Raw genomic sequence first — 15,575 nt, forward strand, 5'->3', positions numbered from 1 at the left:
TTGCTCTCGCCCGCCCGCACCCGCTTCGCCCTCCTGGCACTCGCTCTCGGCGGCTTCGGCATCGGCTGCACCGAGTTCGTGGCGATCGGCCTGCTGCCCGATCTGGCGCGCGATCTGCTGCCCGGCGTCTACGCGGTCAACCCCGAGGACGCCAACGCCCAGGCGGGCGCCCTCATCGCCGCCTACGCGGCGGGCGTCGTCGTCGGAGCGCCGACGATCGCGGCGTTCGCGGCCCGGTTCTCCCGCAAGAAGCTCCTGATCGGGCTCACGATCTGGTTCGCGCTCGCGACCTTCGCCTCAGCGCTGCTGCCGAGCTTCGGTCTCGTGCTGGTCGCCCGGTTCGTGGCTGCCCTCCCGCATGGTGCCTACTTCGGTGTCGCCTCGCTCGTCGCGACCTCGCTGATGGGGCCCGGCAACCGCGGCCGGGGAGTCGCGTTCGTCATCGGCGGTCTCACGATCGCGAACGTCATCGGGGTCCCGTCGATCACCTGGCTGGGACAGCAGACCAGCTGGCGGGTGGCCTATGTGGCCGTCGGCGTCGTGTTCGCCCTCACCTCGCTCGCGGTGATCCTCGCCGTTCCGCGGATGGCGGCCAACCCGGGTGCGACGGTCCGCAACGAGCTGCGCGCGTTCACGGTGCCGCAGGTGTGGTTCGCCCTCGCGATCGGGGCGATCGGGTTCGGTGGACTCTTCTCCGCGTACACCTACGTGTCGCCGATCGCGACCGATGTGGCGCGTTTGCCCGTCGAGGTGGTCCCTCTGCTGCTCATCGCGTTCGGCGTCGGCATGACCATCGGCAACTTCGTCGGCGGCCACTACGTCGACAGGGGAGTCAAGCGCGCCATCATCGTCTTCTTCGTGGGTGTGATCGCCTCGCTCGCCGGCCTGCTGCTGACCGCCTCGGTGCCCATCCTGCTGTTCGTCTTCATCTTCCTGATCGGTGCGACCTCGTCGGCGCTGTCTCCGGCGATCCAGGTCCGCCTGATGGACGTCGCCGGTGACAGTCAGACGATCGCCGCCGCGATCAACCACTCGTCGCTCAACATCGGCAACGCGCTGGGCGCGTACCTCGGCGGGCTCACCATCGCCGCGGGTCTCGGCTACCTGTCGCCGATCGTGGTCGGGCTCCTGCTGAGCATCGCCGGCGTGGTGCTCGCACTGGTCGCGTTCGTCTTCGACCGCCGCGCCACCGCCCGCGAGGTCCCGGCCGCCCAGGCCGTCCCCATCGACGCCCTCTGACCCGCCCGCCGAGTTCGCACCCCCGCCGCCCCCGCCCTCGGGCTCTCCTCCCTCGGTCCTCGCGCTCAGCAGGAATGTCGACGCTTCAGCAGGTGCGGATCCGGGATTCATTCCTGCTGAGCCGCCGGGGTTCCTGCTGAGCGCGAGGGGGCCGGAGGCCGCGGCCAGGGGAGGGTGGCCCTGTCGCTCAGCAGGCGGAATCCCGGCTTTTCCCTCGCTCAGCAGGCGGAAGTTCGTTCAGCAGGTGGAATGAGGCGGATTTCACCTGCTGGCGGGTCTTTCACCTGCTGAGCGAGAGTGACGGGTGCGTTCGGCAGGAATGTCGACGCTTCAGCAGGTGCCGATCCGGGAATTGTTCCTGCTGGGGTGTCGGGGCTCCTGCTGAGCGCGAGGGACCCGGAGGTCGCGGCCGGGGTGTGGGTGGCCCTGTCGCTCAGCAGGCGGAAACGCGTTCAGCAGGGCTAATGAGCGGATTTCACCTGCTGGCGGGTTTTTCACCTGCTGAGCGAGAGTGACCGATGCGTTCGGCAGGAATGTCGGCGCTTCAGCAGGGGCGGATCCGGGATTCGTTCCTGCTGGGGCGTCGGGGTTCCTGCTGAGCGCGAGGGCGGGTGTTCGGTCGCGCGCGAGAGCGGCCAGGCCCCGCACGGGTGCGATGGGCCTGGCCGCTCTCCGAAGTCGGGTGTCGACTCAGTCGGTCTGGAGGAGGATGCCGTCCTGGATGGCGCGCTTGCGCAGCGCCACCTTCGTTCCCACATCGAAGCCCGCGACCCGGTACTTCTCGCGAATGCGCTTGAGGTACGACTTCGCCGTCTCCTCCGAGATGCCGAGCTCGTACGCGACCGTCTTCACGGGCTCGCCGCCGCCGTAGAGGGCCATCACCCGGCGCTCCTGGGCGCTGAGCTTCGGGGCACCGCCGATGTCGCCGGCGTTCAGGGCCAGGTCGAGCTCAGCCGAGATGAACGACTCGCCCCGCGACGCGTTGCGGATGGCCTGAACGATCATCGACGCCTCCTCGCTCTTCACGAGGTAGCCGAGCGCGCCGGCGGCGAGTGCCTCGCGCACCACGTTCGGCTCGGAGTAGGTGCTCATCAGCACCGTGGCGACACCCGTCGTCTTCAACGTCGACAGCTTGAGCGAGATCGGGATGTTGTCCTTGAGGTCGAGGTCGAGGAGCACGACGTCGACGGGGAACTGAGGGTGCGTGAGCAGCTCGGGCCACGTCGTCACGGCGGCGACCATGTCGATGTCGCCCGCGGCGTTGCGGATCCACTCGGTGAGAGCACCGAGAAGCATCTTGTGGTCGTCGACGACGGCGAGAGAGATGCGGGATGGGTCGGTCACTGTGTCCTCCTGAGCGAGCGATGGGCCGGATTGGTCATGAGTCCGCCGGGTTGTCGGCGACGCACTCGATTTCGACACGGAGACTTCCTGCACGCATCGAGTCGACGTGCTTGCCCACTCGACGGATAGCATCCCATGTCGCCGGGTCGACGCGACCGCGCGCCACACCCGTGGTTTCAATGGTTATCGGAACCAGAACCTTGTGCAGCGGGCCCATGTCGCGGTCCGCGGCGACGGGTCCGAGCGTGAGCTTCAGGGTGCGACCCTGCTTCGCCGCCTTCGTGCCCGCCTCGCCCGCGAGCAGCCACACGGCGGAGAACAGCCCGTCGCGCTGACGCGGGTCGAGCAGACCGGCGAGCGTGCCCGGATCGCTGAGGGTGACACGGCGGCCGAGCATCTCGGACTCGGTGATCGCGTGATGCAGCCAGGTCTCCCGCCGACCCTCGATGAGGTGCAGACGGAGCTCGGTCGCGAGCGACGCCGACCGCTGGGCGAGCTTGGGCTCGAGGGGGAGCGGCGTCGCCCCGCTGGCGATGCCCTCGAGCAGCTGCTCCGCCGCGAGGTCGAGGCGGGCGAGCTCCTCCGACGCGAGCATTCCGACCGCGTATCGGGGCGCCGAGACGGTGCTCTGGACGAGCACCCGGTCGAGTTCGAGGGTGACCATGCGCCGGAAGCCGCGGACGATGAGCGAGCCGAGGAGCGCGGGCAGCACCGCGAGGCACAGCATCGAGACGGTCGGTACGAGGTTGTCGAACTCGATCGTGCCGTCGAGGAGATCCGCGGCGAACAGGGTCACCCCGACGACGGCCGCCGCGACCCACAGCTCCCGCGCAGCCCGCACGGCGACGACCGCGACGAGACCCACACCGGCTGCGATGGCAGCCGAGGCCGTGCCGGCGACATCGTGCAGCGGCCAGATCGCGACCAGGTCCAGGGCGATGACGCCGGCCAGGCCGACGAGGAAGCCGATGAACATGCCGTCGGGCAGGCGGTCGTCGTTCTGCCGGATGACGATCCCGACCGCGACGAGCAGGCCCGCGAACAGCAGCCAGGCGGCGATCGCGGCGAGCGGGACCGGGTACACGGCCCACAGCTCGACGAACCGGCCGAGGCTGAAGACCGCGAGGGTTACGCAGACGAACATGGCGCCGATGCCGAGCAAGCCGGTGCCGAGGCTGCCCGCGTGCTCGTCGAGGATCCGGGAACCGGCGGAACGGGTGATGCGGACCGAGCGGGCGCGGCCCTTGCCCCGGCCCTTGCCGGGCTTCTGGGCGACGGTGCCGAGCGTGTTCTCCTCGACGCCGTCGTCGGACGGTTCCGACGGCCCACTGGCGAGATCGGCGATCGAGGTCATTTCGGCACCTCCAGAACGACGGTGGTGCCAGATCCGGGAGCGGAGAAGACCCTCACGTTGCCGCCGACCTCTCGCAGCCGCGCGACGACCGACTCCTTGAAGCCGAGCCGGCCCTCGCTGATCGTCGACTGGTCGAATCCGACGCCGTTGTCGGTGACCATCGCCCGGATGGTGGTGTCGTCATCGGTGATGGTCACATGAGCCTCCTCGACGCCCGCGTGCCGACGGACGTTCTCGAGGCACTCGGCCAGTGAGCCGAGGAAGGCGTCGAGGATGTGGCCGGGCAGCAGCACCTGACCGGTGCCGTGCCAGCTGACCGAGAGGCCCATCCGGCCGAAGCGCTGCTTGACCGCCTCGAGCGTGTTGCCGAGCGTCGACTCCTCGACGGGCGTTTTGAGGTTGTACTCCGCCGCCGCCGCGGGCAGGGGAGCGGTGCCGAGGCGCAGCTGACGCAGCAGCCGGGCATCGTCGCCGGCCTGCTGGACCATCGCATCGGTGGAGACCCCGAGGCCTTGATGCGCGAGCAGTGTGAGGCTGGCGAGGACCGTGTCGTGCAGGAGGCGGGCGCCCTGGCGGCGCTGCGCCTCGGTCTCGCTCGCCTGCCGTTCCGCGCGGTGCGCGCGTCCGATGTTGGAGATGCGCCGGGCCGCCCGGACCACGCCGACCCCGAGCAGCGACCCGAGTGTGCTGGCGACGGCCCAACCGGCGACGACGGCGCCGAGAGTCACCAGGCCGTCAGGCGCGGCGAGTGCGGAGAACAGCGTCGCGGCGAGTGTCGCCGCGAAGGCGGCGGCGAGCAGCAGCATGCGTCCGAGCGAGGTGACGAGCACGATCGCGACGCTGGCGGTCGTCCACGATGCGAGGAACCGGATCGCGGTCTCGGCTCCGTCGGTGAGACCCGTGGGACTCGCGCCCACCCCGGTGATCGGGGCGAGGAGGCCCGTGCTCGCGAAGTGGACGAGCAGGATGATCGCGTCACCCGAGAGGACGGCGACGCCCATCCAGACGAGCGAGCCCGAGACTCCGACGCGGTAGAGGCCGGCGAAGAGCAGGGCGAAGAACGGCAGCAGGACCGCGAGGGAACCGAGCTCGATGGTCCCCGGGAGGACGAGGCAGAGAAGCGCGGCGGCAGCGCCGACGATCCCCAGCAGCCGCGCACTGCGGCGGAGGAGTCTGTCGCGTTCCTTGACTATTCGTTCCATCGGGGTTTCCGGGTCGGTTCGCGCCGCAGGCTTCGCGGCGACCACATGCTGACACCCTTGTGCCCTGAAATGGGGGTGCCACTCCGATACGACACGCCCCCGTCACCCTCCAGGTCCCTACTCGGGAGTGATCCAGCCTTCGCGGATGGCATGCCTGCGGAGCAGGTTCTTGGTGCCGAGGTCGATGCCGATCGCCCGGTATTTCCGCCGCGCGCGCTTGATGTAGGACTTGATCGTCTCCTCGGTGGTGTCCATGTCGCTGGCCACCTCCTTGATGGAGCGGCCGGCCGCGTAGAGCACGAGCGCGCGGTGCTCCTGACGGCCGAGGCCCGGATCCTCGGCGTTCTGGAAGTCGGCGAGGGCACGGCGGACGGCGTCGCTGAACTCGGTCGTGCCCTCCGCGGCCGCGAGGACGGTGGCGATGAGGGTCTCGGTCGACTCCGACTTCGCGATGAACGCGGCGGCGCCGGCCTGGATCGCCCCGTGGATGGACGCCGAATCGGTGTGCCGGCTGATGATGACCGTGCGGGCCCCGGCGGAGTTGAGCGCGCGGAGCTTGGTGGAGACCGGGATGTTGTCCTCGAGGTTGAGATCGAGGATGACGACATCGACGGGGAACTCGGCGTGCGAGAGGAGGGCGCCCCACGACGACACGGTTGCGACGACGTCGATCGGCGTGCGCGACGAACCGAGCCGAGCCGAGATGCCTTCCGCGACCATCCGATGGTCGTCGAGTACAGCCACTCTGACCCGGGCTGGGGTGGGCGTGCTCTTAGTGGTTAGTTCCATACGACCGTCGTCCGAGGCGTGATGCCAACCGATATTAGTGGAATTCTCACTTTCGGCACCCGGCGAATCCGATGAGCCGTGGAATGGTCAGACGGCGAGGAGGCGGGAGATCTCGCGACCGACGAGTTCGTTCTCGATCAGGAAGCCGTCGTGGCCGAAGTCGGAGGAGATCACGACGGGCTCGTCGCCGTCGATGTTGCCGGGGACGTGCTCGGCGATGAAACGCTGATCCTCGACGGGGAAGAGGCGGTCGCTGTCGATCCCGAGGATCAGCGACGGGATGTCGATGCGGGAGAGGGCGGCCTGGGCGCTCTCCCTCCCTCGGGCGATGTCGTGGGAGCTCATCGCCCCGACGAGACGCAGGTAGCTGTTCGCGTCGAAGCGCCGGGTGAACTTGTTGCCGTGGAAGTCGAGGTAGGACTCCACCGCGAACCGCCCGCCGGTCCCGGCCAGCGGGTCGAGTCCGCTCTGCCAGCTGCGCCTGAACCGTTCGTTGAGTTCAGTGGGGCTGCGGTAGTTGAGGAGAGCCATCCGACGGGCGAGCGCCAATCCCCGGTGGGGGCCCTCGCCGTCGGGGACGCCGTAGTACTCGCCGCCGCGGAACCGGGGGTCCATGCCGATGGCCTCGACCTGCACGGAGTTGAGGGCGATCTGGTCGGCGCTCGCGATGGCGGGCGCGGCGAGGACGGCCAGCCGCTCGACCCGGTCGGTGTGCTCGACACCCCACTCGAGCACGTGCATGCCGCCCATCGATCCGCCGATGACGGCTGCCCATCTGGCGATGCCGATGCGGTCGGTGAAGGCGAGCTGGGCCGCCACCTGATCGCGGATGGTGAGGAGCGGGAAGCGCGACGCCCATTCGCGACGATCGGGAGCGAGCGAGGCCGGACCGGTGCTGCCCTGGCAGCCGCCGAGGATGTTCGGGGCCACGACGAACCAGCGGTCGGTGTCGATCGCGAGTCCCGGGCCGACCATGCCGCCCCACCATCCGCCCGTGGGCTGGCCGGGGCCCGGTGAGCCGACGAGGTGCGCGTCGCCCGTGAGCGCGTGCAGGACGAGCACGGCGTTGTCGCCGCTGGGGGAGAGCGTGCCGAAGGTCTCGTACGCGATGCGGACGCCGGGCAGTTCGTCGCCGCGTTCGAGGGCGATCGTGCCGACGTCGACGAAGAGGCGGTCGGCTGCGGGATCGCCCTCGCGCCACGCGCCGGTGGCCGGCGGTTTGCCGAGCAGGGCTCTCTGGTCGGCCTCCGTCACGAAGGTCGACGGCACCGCGTCTTCAGGGGTCTGCCAGTCCATGCGGACTTCAGTATCGCGGACCCCGCCTGCGCGTCCGCGATTGTTACGTCGCCGAACCGGCCGGACATGCGGGAAGGCGCCGTCCCGAACGGAACGGCGCCTTCCTGTGCGCGGGTCAGACGGACTGCGAGCTGAGCTCCCGTGCCGCCTTCAGACCGATCTCGAGGTCGGCCTTGAGGTCCTCGACGTTCTCGAGACCGACCGACAGGCGCACGAGGCCCGGCGTGACACCGGCCGTGAGCTGCTGCTCGGGCGTGAGCTGCGAGTGCGTCGTCGACGCGGGGTGGATGACGAGCGAGCGGACGTCGCCGATGTTCGCCAGGTGGCTGAACAGCTCGAGGCTCTCCACGAACTTCGAACCGGCGTCGACGCCGCCCTTGAGCTCGAACGAGATGATCGCGCCGACGCCCTTGGGCGCGTACTTCTGGCCGGCCTGGTACCAGGGGCTCGACTGCAGGCCCGCGTAGTTGACGCTGGCGATGTCGGGGTGGTTCTCGAGCCAGAGCGCGATGTCCTCGGCATTCTGCACGTGCCGCTCGATCCTCAGGCTCAGCGTCTCGATGCCCTGGATGAGGCTGAACGCGCTGTCGGGCGAGATCGATGCGCCCAGGTCGCGGAGCAGCTGCACACGCGCCTTGATGATGTACGCGATGCCGTCACCCACCGCGTCGGTGAAGACCGCACCGTGGTACGACGGGTCGGGCGTGGTGAGCCCCGGGAACTTCTCCGCGTTCTCGCTCCACTTGAACTTGCCGCCGTCGACGATGATGCCCGCGACGACGATGCCGTGACCGCCGAGGAACTTCGTCGCGGAGTGCACGACGATGTCGGCTCCGTGCTCGAGGGGGCGGATCAGGTACGGCGTCGCGATCGTGTTGTCGACGATCAGGGGTACCCCGGCCTCGTGGGCGACATCCGCCACGAGCGAGATGTCGAGGATGTTGATGCGCGGGTTGCCGATGGTCTCGGCGAAGAACAGCTTCGTGTTCGGGCGGACCGCACGGCGCCACTCCTCGGCGTCGTCCTGGTTCTCGACGAACGTCGTCTCGATGCCGAGCTTGGCGAGGGTGTACTTGAAGAGGTTGTAGGTGCCGCCGTAGATCGAGCTCGACGACACGATGTGGTCGCCGGCCTGTGCGATGTTGAGCACCGCGTAGGTCTCGGCCGCCTGGCCCGATGCGAGCAGCAGCGCCGCTGTTCCGCCTTCGAGGGTTGCGACGCGGTCCTCGACGACGGCCTGGGTCGGGTTCTGGATGCGGTTGTAGATGTTGCCGAACTCGGCCAGCGCGAAGAGGTTCTTGGCGTGCTCTGCGCTGTTGAAGACGTACGAGGTCGTCTTGTAGATGGGGGTGGCCCGGGCGTTGGTCGTCGGGTCGGGCGAGGCTCCGGCGTGGATCTGCTGGGTCTCGAATCTCCACTGTGAATCAGTCATGGGGCCGAGCCTACGAACGGGTGAGGCGACCGGCAACGCGGTCGACACATGGCGTAACTCTCAGGACGTTCGCTTCGAGGCGGGGTCGCTGGCGAGCAGCCACGCCGCGCGCGGTTCGATGAGAGGACGGAAGACCGTGCGGACCGGCTTCGAGGCGAGGAGGAGGACGAGGAGGAACGAACCGATCAGAACGAGGATCAGAGTCGGGGTGTTCGCGTTCGCGGCCAGGAAGCCGGTCTCCCGCAGCGGATAGAGGAACGCGGTGTGCAGCAGGTAGACGTACATGGTCGCCGCCCCGAGCGGGGTGAACCAGGTCGCCGTGCGCGGCAGGAGCGCCAGGAACGCGATGCTGAACACGGCCGCGACCACGATGACGGCCAGCCGGATGCCTCCCGCCCACCACTGGTCGTAGCCGATCTCGGGGTAGGACTCGTCGAAGAGGAGGAAGCGCCGCACCCGTGCCTCGCGCAGCGGGATCACCGATGTCGATGCGACGACGATCAACGCGGCGAACAGTGCACCGGCCCCGATGCGCACCCACACGACGACGCGGCGCGATGCCTGCTCCCAGTAGTCCGTGACGGCCCGGTCGCGCAGACGCCACTGCCGGAGCCGCCAGCCGAGCACGAAGAACGGGAGGAGCCCCAGCGTCCGCGACAGGGCGAAGGTCTCGTCGATGTCGCCGAGGTAGCCGGCGAGCACCGACACCACCACCGACACCGCGAGCGGGTAGCGGGTCACGGCCAGGAGGGGGAGCAGCAGTCGCCACCCGATCAGCGCGAGCAGGAACCACAGGGTCCACGACGGGTTGGCGTAGTTGACGACGTCGTTGCGCTCGACGAGCCACTGCACCACCGTCCAGATCGTCTCGAAGATCAGGTAGGGGAGCGCGAGATCGGTGACGATCCGGGTCAGCCCTCGCCGGTCGAGCGACGTCTTCGCGAAGTACCCGCTCACCAGGACGAAGAGCGGGATGTGGAACGTGTAGATGATCAGATAGAGCGCCGATGCCGGATACGACTCGGGTGTCAGGCGCAGGATCGCATGGCCGATGACGACGAGGACGATCGCCGCGAATCGCGCGTTGTCCCACAGCGGCACCCGGCGCTTCTTGCCGGTTGCGGCATCGGTCGGCGGCACCGGCTCAGTTTAAGGCGGCTCTCCCGCGATAACGTGGATGCCGGGCAGCGGCGCCCGGCATCTGATCTCTCGGGAACTAGGCGAAGGACGGCGACAGTGGCGCGGCATGCAGTGGTGACGGGAGCGAGCTCGGGTATCGGACGGGCCACGGTCGCTCTGCTGCGCCGGAACGGCTGGGACGTGACGGGAGTCGCCCGCCGAGAGGACCGGTTGAAGGAGTTGGCCGAGGAGACCGGAGCGGCCTACTTCGTCGCCGATCTCACGTCCGAGGCGGATGTCGCGGCACTCGCCGCCCATCTCGCGGACGGTCCCGCGGTGGACGCCCTCGTCAACAACGCCGGCGGCGCACGCGGCCTCGACCCCGTCGAGAGCACGTCGGTCGACGACTGGCGCTGGATGTTCGAGGTCAACGTCATCGCCGTGCAGCGCGTGACCGCCGCGCTCCTTCCCTCGCTGCGCGAGGCCGCTGAGGTCTCCGGGGTGGCGAGCATCGTCAACATCACCTCGATCGCCGCCCACGAGGTGTACGAGGGAGGCGCGGGGTACAACGCCGCGAAGGCCGCCCTACTGAGCGTCAACGAGGTGCTCCGCCTCGAGCTCGCGGGCGAGCCGCTCCGCGTCATCGAGATCGCCCCCGGCATGGTCAAGACAGAGGAGTTCGCCCTGGCGCGTTTCGGCGGCGATCAGGAGCGGGCGGACAAGGTCTACGCCGGCGTCGTCGACCCGCTGACCGCCGACGACATCGCCGACGTCATCGTCTACAGCCTCCAGGCTCCCGCGCACGTCAACCTCGACCACATCACGGTGCGTCCGGTCGCGCAGCCGGCGCAGTTCAAGGTCATCCGCGGTCCGCTCGAGGTCAAACGCGGCTAAGCCCTAACCTGGCGGCGTGACGACCACCGCTGACGCGCTCGACGACGTGTCGAGGCAGAACACGAGCCCCGCCTACGAGAAGTGGGTGCAGCGCACCAGCTGGCCCCTGCTGGGTGCCGCCCTCGTCTTTTTCGCCGCGTACGCCCTGCCGATCCTGCATCTCGGCCTCGACGACTGGGTTGCGACGCTGTGCCGCGCCGTCGTGTGGATCACCTGGGCCGCGTTCGCGGTCGACTACACCGTCCGCCTCGTTCTGGTGCCCAAGAAGTGGATGTTCGTCCGCCGGCACTGGCTCGACCTCGTGTTCATCATCATCCCCGTGCTGCGTCCGCTCGCACTGCTGCGTCTCGTGACCGTGTTCCTCGTCATCGACCGGCACGCGGGGGCGCGACTTCGGGAGAGGATCGGCATCTACATCGCCGGCGGAACCGTTCTGCTGGTCTTCGCCGCGGCCGTCGCCGTGCTCGATGTCGAGCGGACGGCGCCCGGCGCCAACATCACGAGCTTCGGCGACGCGATCTGGTGGGCCTGCGCGACGATCACGACCGTGGGATACGGCGATGTCTATCCGGTCACCGTGCTCGGCCGGGTGATCGCGGTCGGCCTGATGATCGGCGGGATCTCGCTGCTAGGCATCGTCACCGCGAGCTTCGCCTCCTGGTTCGTCGAGATCGTCTCCAAGCCGGCGAAGGCGCCGCGTGCGAGCCGTTCGGAGCTCGAGGAGCTGCGCGCCGAGGTCGCCCGCCTCCGCTCCGAGCTCGGGGAGCGCCGCCCCACCTCCTGACGCCGGCCTCATGTCGTCGGTGTTACCCGACCGTGACAAAAGGCTGTGTATCTCTTCTCGATCCGATAAGCGCGCTTACCGTCGAAGTGCGTCCTGCGCCAACCGGTGTGGGTACGGGATCGCGTCCGCATCGTTGCCGGCGCGCTACGAGAGGACGCCAATGCACAAACGAACCACGCTCGCCGTCGCACTGGGAACGGGGGTCGCACTGCTCGTCGTAGCTCCCGCGGCTCCGGCGACAGCAGCCGAGATCGACCCATCGGCTTTCGCCGACACGGTCACGGTCGAGGGCATCACGCAGCACCTCGACGCGTTCCAGTCCATCGCCGACCAGAACGACGGCAACCGTGCCGCCGGGACGTCGGGATATGAGGCGAGCGCCCAGTACGTCGAGAGCGTGCTCGCCGGCGCCGGCTACACCTCGGAGCGGCAGTACTTCTCGACCGCCTCTCAGACGGTGAACTCGGCGTCGCTGACCGTGCCGGGTGTCGACCTGGCTGACGCCGTGCCGATGGAGTTCACTCCGTCCACCGACCCGGTGACGGGCATCACCGGACCGGTCGTGGCACCCGCGGATCCTCTCGGCTGCACCACCGACGCCTGGGCCGGGGTCGACGCCACCGGCGCTGTCGCCGTCATCAGCCGCGGTGAGTGCGCCTTCTCCGAGAAGGTCGCCGCCGCCAAGCAGGTCGGTGCGATCGGCGCGATCATCTACAACAACGAGGCGGGGCCGCTCAACGGCACACTCGGCGGCGCGGACGACGCGGCGTACGTGCCCGCGTTCGGGGTGACTCCCGAGCAGGGCGCCGCGATCCTGGCCACCGTCGGCACGGGCACCGCGACTCTCGCCATCGACCAGTTCATCACCACGATCGAGACCTTCAACATCCTGGCCGAGACGCCGACCGGACGTGACGACAACACCGTCATGCTGGGCGCGCACCTCGACAGTGTTCCCGAGGGGCCCGGTATCAACGACAACGGCAGCGGGTCGGCTGCGATCCTCGAGACCGCGGTGCAGCTCGCGAAGGCGGGCGACCTCAACAACCAGGTGCGCTTCGCCTGGTGGGGCGCCGAGGAGATCGGGCTCGTCGGTTCGTACTACTACACCGACGACCTGGCGGCGAACAACCCTGACGAGCTCGACGAGATCGCGACCTACCTCAACTTCGACATGGTCGGTTCGCCGAACTACGTGATCAGCATCTACGACGCCGACGAGTCGACGTTCCCGGCTCCCGTCGAGGTCCCGGCGGGTGCGCCCGAGACGGAGGACGTCTTCACCGACTACTTCGACTCAATCGGTCAGCCCTACATCGACACCGCGTTCGATGGGCGCAGCGACTACGACGGGTTCATCTCCTACGGGGTTCCCGCGTCGGGTCTGTTCACCGGAGCCGACGACGTGAAGACCGAGGAGGAGGTCGCACTGTTCGGTGGGACGGCGGGGATCACGCACGACCCCAACTACCACCAGCCGGGTGACGACATCGACAACATCAACGACGAAGCTCTCGGGATCAGTGCGGGGGCGATCGCCTACGCGACCGCGTTCCTGGCGAACGATACCTCGTCGATCAACGGAGTGGGTGGCCCCACGGGCCCGTCCGCCGAGGCGTGCGAGGCCATCGGCGACGTCGTCCAGGCGGTCAAGTCGCCGTCGTTCCGGATGAAGGCGCTCAAGGCGATCGGCGAGGCCGAGACCCTCGACGAGCTGATGGCCGGACTCGGCATCACCGGTGACGATGTCCGCGGCGTCCTCGCCTACGGTGACGAGCTGTCGAGCTGCCCCGGTCTGACGCCGAGCGAAGCGGCGGCGGTCGACGGCATCTGGCAGAAGATCAAGTCGCTGCAGACCGATGACGAGTCCCTCTCGGAGGCGTACAGCGCCCTGCGGGACAAGCTGGTCGGCTGATCGGCAGCATCGTCTGACGAAATGAGCGCCGGGGTTCCGGCGGGTGATGAGCCCGCCGGAGCCCCGGCGCTTCCGTCTGCGCCGGACGGCGGCCCGAGCGCCCGGATCCTGCTGCGCCGGCGGGCGTGCCGGGCGGTACCGTAGACGGATGGCCACCGAATTGACCGCTGCCCCCGCTGAAGCCTCGACCGACGGGGCGCCTCCCAAGGAGGTCCTCGGCTGGCTCGAGTTCGGCGAGGCGGCCCGGTCGCTCGCCCACTCGGTCGCCGAGAGCGGATTCGCTCCCGAGATCGTCATCGCGATCGCACGCGGTGGTCTGATCGTGGGCGGCGCGGTCGCTTACGCCCTCGGCGTGAAGTCCTGCGGCAGCATCAACGTCGAGCTCTACACCGGCATCGACGAAACCCTGCCCGAACCCCTGGTGCTGCCGCCGTTCCTCGACGGCGCGGCCCTCGACGGCAAGCGGGTGCTGCTCGTCGACGACGTCTCCCAGTCGGGCCAGACCCTCGCCCTCGCTGTCGACATCATCACCGGGATGGGTGCCGAGGTGCGGAGCGTGACGCTCTACACCAAGCCGCAGACCACGTTCGTCCCCGACTTCGCCTGGAAGGACACCGACCGGTGGATCGTCTTCCCCTGGTCCGCTCAGCCTCCCGTCACCGTCGCTCCCTGAGCCGGCCGGAGCGCCGACCAGCCGATCGGGATCGACGATCCCGGCAGGGTTCCGAGGGGGCGTCCGGTCGAGCCCCCTAGGATCGGCCCCGTGAGTGTGCACCTGGTCGGCGGCGGTTGGAGCGAAGGGGCCCCTTCGGTCGCTTACGCGGAGTTCCTGACGGAGTGCGCGGCTCGCGCCGAGCAGGTCGAGCACGCCGGAGCGCCGCGAATCGCGGTAGTGGTCGTGCGCGACGGAGACGGGCTCGAGCATGCCGCACGACTCGTCGGCGAGCTGACCCAGATCTCCGAGATCGACGAGCACGTCACGGTGCTCGTCGAGGGGTTCCCCGCATCGGTCGACATCCTCGACGAGGTCGACGGGGTGCTCATCGGGGGCGGTCTGACCCCGGCCTATCACCAGAGCGTCGGGCCTCTCTTCGACCGCCTGCGCGAGGTCGTCAGTGACGGCGTCCCCTATCTCGGCTTCTCGGCCGGGGCGATGATCGCGGCGGAACGGGCACTGCTCGGTGGTTGGCGGATCGGAGGGGTGGCCGTCGCCCCCGAGGAGGCGAGCGAGGAGCTCGACGAGATCACGATCGTCCCCGGAATCGGGCTGGTCGACCTCACCGTCGACGTGCACACCGCCCAGTGGGGAACCCTGTCCCGGCTCGTCGCCTCCACCGCGGCGGGCGTCGTCGACGGGGGAGTCGCGATCGACGAGGGCACCTCGCTCATCGTCGGCGCATCAGGGGCGAGAGTCGTGGGATCCGGCAGTGTCTGGCGGGTGGCCCCCGCCGAGGCCGGTGCCGTCGTGTCCGTGCTGTCGGCCGTCGACTGAGGCCCCCGTGCCGCGTACGCTCGCCGAGCTCGCCTCCGACGGAGAACTCGACCCCGGTTGGGCCGACGCGCTCGCCGAGGTCCAGCCCGTCGTGACCCGGATGGGCGAGTTCCTCCGTGCCGAGCACGAGGCCGGGCGAGGATCGCTGCCCGAGGGGCGCAACGTGCTGCGCGCCTTCCGTCAGCCGCTCGACGGGGTGAGGGTCCTCATCGTGGGCCAGGATCCCTATCCGACCCCCGGCCACCCCATCGGTCTGTCCTTCGCGGTGGAACGTCACGTGCGACCGATTCCGCGCAGTCTCGCGAACATCTACCGCGAGCTCAACGACGATCTCGGGATCCCGCCCGCCGAGCACGGCGATCTGACGTCCTGGAGCGAGAACGGCGTGCTCCTGCTGAACAGGGTCCTCACCGTCGAGCCGGGCAAGTCGGGATCGCACCGGGGCAAGGGGTGGGAGGACGTCACCGACGCCGCGATCCGCGCGCTCGTCGACCGGGGCGGTCCCCTCGTCGCGATTCTGTGGGGCAACGACGCCCAGAAGCTGCGGCCTGCGCTCGGCGAGGTCCCCGTCATCGCATCGGTGCACCCGAGTCCGCTGTCGGCCTCGCGGGGCTTCTTCGGGTCGCGTCCGTTCAGTCGCGCCAACGCACTGCTCGAGGAGCAGGGCGGCGAGCCGATCGACTGGCGGGTCCGCTGAACACGAGGGCGCCGCTCG

General features: G+C 69.2%; 14 protein-coding genes. 7 read left to right on the forward strand and 7 right to left on the reverse strand.

What is annotated here, in order from left to right; genetic code table 11:
* Positions 1-1,239, forward strand: a complete 1,239-nt coding sequence (locus tag DDQ50_RS09080) for an MFS transporter (RefSeq protein WP_116756432.1) — start codon at positions 1-3, stop codon at positions 1,237-1,239.
* 690 nt (positions 1,240-1,929) lie between these two features.
* On the opposite strand, the gene DDQ50_RS09085 is transcribed toward DDQ50_RS09080, so the two are convergent.
* From DDQ50_RS09085 to DDQ50_RS09115, 7 genes are all read right to left on the reverse strand, one after another.
* Positions 1,930-2,583, reverse strand: a complete 654-nt coding sequence (locus tag DDQ50_RS09085) for a response regulator transcription factor (protein ID WP_116756433.1) — start codon at positions 2,581-2,583, stop codon at positions 1,930-1,932.
* Between the two features lie 34 nt (positions 2,584-2,617).
* A complete protein-coding gene (locus DDQ50_RS09090; RefSeq protein ID WP_165829740.1) occupies positions 2,618-3,937 on the reverse strand; it encodes a hypothetical protein in 1,320 nt (439 codons plus the stop codon).
* A complete protein-coding gene (locus tag DDQ50_RS09095) occupies positions 3,934-5,139 on the reverse strand; it encodes a sensor histidine kinase (protein ID WP_116756435.1) in 1,206 nt (401 codons plus the stop codon). The genes DDQ50_RS09090 and DDQ50_RS09095 overlap by 4 nt, the downstream gene beginning before the upstream one ends.
* Positions 5,140-5,256: 117 nt before the next feature.
* Positions 5,257-5,883, reverse strand: coding sequence for a response regulator transcription factor (locus DDQ50_RS09100; RefSeq protein ID WP_240614319.1), 627 nt, complete (start codon positions 5,881-5,883; stop codon positions 5,257-5,259).
* 132 nt (positions 5,884-6,015) lie between these two features.
* Positions 6,016-7,224 carry a homoserine O-acetyltransferase MetX gene (gene metX / locus DDQ50_RS09105; RefSeq protein ID WP_116756437.1) on the reverse strand — a complete coding sequence of 403 codons (1,209 nt, stop codon included), beginning with the start codon at positions 7,222-7,224 and terminating at the stop codon, positions 6,016-6,018.
* Positions 7,225-7,339: 115 nt separating this feature from the next.
* A complete protein-coding gene (locus tag DDQ50_RS09110) occupies positions 7,340-8,656 on the reverse strand; it encodes a bifunctional o-acetylhomoserine/o-acetylserine sulfhydrylase (protein ID WP_116756438.1) in 1,317 nt (438 codons plus the stop codon).
* 60 nt (positions 8,657-8,716) lie between these two features.
* Positions 8,717-9,796, reverse strand: coding sequence for an acyltransferase family protein (locus tag DDQ50_RS09115; protein WP_116756439.1), 1,080 nt, complete (start codon positions 9,794-9,796; stop codon positions 8,717-8,719).
* Between the two features lie 96 nt (positions 9,797-9,892).
* Here DDQ50_RS09115 and DDQ50_RS09120 point away from each other — a divergent pair, with 96 nt between their 5' ends.
* The 6 genes from DDQ50_RS09120 to DDQ50_RS09145 all read left to right on the forward strand — a co-directional run bounded on the left by DDQ50_RS09120 (position 9,893) and on the right by DDQ50_RS09145 (position 15,557).
* Positions 9,893-10,669, forward strand: a complete 777-nt coding sequence (locus DDQ50_RS09120; protein ID WP_240614320.1) for an SDR family NAD(P)-dependent oxidoreductase — start codon at positions 9,893-9,895, stop codon at positions 10,667-10,669.
* A gap of 16 nt (positions 10,670-10,685) precedes the next feature.
* Entirely contained in the window at positions 10,686-11,453 is a 768-nt protein-coding gene (locus DDQ50_RS09125; RefSeq protein WP_240614321.1) for a potassium channel family protein, read from the forward strand.
* Positions 11,454-11,613: 160 nt separating this feature from the next.
* On the forward strand, positions 11,614-13,368 hold the full coding sequence (locus DDQ50_RS09130; protein ID WP_116756441.1) for a M20/M25/M40 family metallo-hydrolase: 1,755 nt from the start codon (positions 11,614-11,616) through the stop codon (positions 13,366-13,368).
* A 148-nt stretch (positions 13,369-13,516) separates the two neighbouring features.
* Positions 13,517-14,041, forward strand: coding sequence for a phosphoribosyltransferase (locus tag DDQ50_RS09135; protein WP_116756442.1), 525 nt, complete (start codon positions 13,517-13,519; stop codon positions 14,039-14,041).
* Positions 14,042-14,131: 90 nt separating this feature from the next.
* Positions 14,132-14,860: a Type 1 glutamine amidotransferase-like domain-containing protein gene (locus DDQ50_RS09140; protein WP_116756443.1), complete on the forward strand. Its 729-nt coding sequence runs from the start codon at positions 14,132-14,134 to the stop codon at positions 14,858-14,860.
* Positions 14,861-14,867: 7 nt separating this feature from the next.
* The gene (locus DDQ50_RS09145) at positions 14,868-15,557 is read left to right on the forward strand and encodes a uracil-DNA glycosylase (protein ID WP_116756444.1); all 690 of its coding nucleotides are present in this window, start codon (positions 14,868-14,870) and stop codon (positions 15,555-15,557) included.
* Positions 15,558-15,575 lie beyond the last annotated feature (18 nt).

It is taken from the genome of Amnibacterium flavum, assembly GCF_003097495.1.
In the GTDB taxonomy this organism is placed as follows: Bacteria; Actinomycetota; Actinomycetes; order Actinomycetales; family Microbacteriaceae; genus Naasia; species Naasia flava.

Coding starts and splice junctions, on each gene's coding strand:
- DDQ50_RS09090 (WP_165829740.1), bottom strand. CDS start 3,937: ATGACCTCGATCGCCGATCTCGCCAGTGGGCCGTCGGAACCGTCCGAC.
- DDQ50_RS09095 (WP_116756435.1), bottom strand. CDS start 5,139: ATGGAACGAATAGTCAAGGAACGCGACAGACTCCTCCGCCGCAGTGCG.
- metX (WP_116756437.1), bottom strand. CDS start 7,224: ATGGACTGGCAGACCCCTGAAGACGCGGTGCCGTCGACCTTCGTGACG.
- DDQ50_RS09110 (WP_116756438.1), bottom strand. CDS start 8,656: ATGACTGATTCACAGTGGAGATTCGAGACCCAGCAGATCCACGCCGGA.
- DDQ50_RS09130 (WP_116756441.1), top strand. CDS start 11,614: ATGCACAAACGAACCACGCTCGCCGTCGCACTGGGAACGGGGGTCGCA.
- DDQ50_RS09135 (WP_116756442.1), top strand. CDS start 13,517: ATGGCCACCGAATTGACCGCTGCCCCCGCTGAAGCCTCGACCGACGGG.